1 protein-coding gene is annotated in these 647 nt (G+C 40.0%); it reads right to left on the reverse strand.

Annotation, left to right across the window (positions count from 1 at the left end; translation table 11 throughout):
• On the reverse strand, nucleotides 1-647 hold a 647-nt coding region (locus AC3G7N_RS21390; RefSeq protein WP_489424150.1), incomplete at both ends, for a helix-hairpin-helix domain-containing protein.

The following is a 647-nucleotide window of genomic DNA, read 5'->3' on the forward strand; positions in this document are numbered from 1 at the left end:
ATTCCCGAAATAATTCACCCTGTTCCATAGCGTGGTCAATTGAAGCTAGCAGGCTCGCTCGGTTATCAAAGGTTTCATCAAGCGCACCAGCGATTATTAATAATTCCAGTGCCTGACGATTTACTGCTTTTGTTGAAATCCGTAAACACAAATCAAATATCGATTTAAATGGACCTGATTTACGGGCACGTACAATTTCCTTCACGACTTGATTGCCAATTCCCTTAATGGATAATAATCCCATGCGAATTTGTCCGTCTTCAACGGTATATTTACCAAAGCTTTTATTTATGTCCGGAGGAAGAAATTCAATATCAAAGGTTTTGGCCTCTTTACGATATTGATGCACTTTATCCTGCTGATTGGCAATGGAACTTAATAATTCCGCAAAGAAGCTGGCAGGGTAATGGGTTTTTAAATAGGCCAATTGATACGAAACCTGACTGTAAGCCACCGCATGGCTCAGGTTGAAACCGTAGTTTGCAAACTGTACAATCCAGTTAAAGATTTCAGTTGCAATTGTTTCATCATAGCCATTCGCCAAACATCCGGCGATAAACTTTTTCTTCTGATTTTCCATTAATTCATGTTTCTTTTTACTTACTGCACGCCGCAAGATATCCGCTTCACCAAGTGAGAAACCGGCT

It is taken from the genome of Virgibacillus carmonensis, assembly GCF_057836705.1.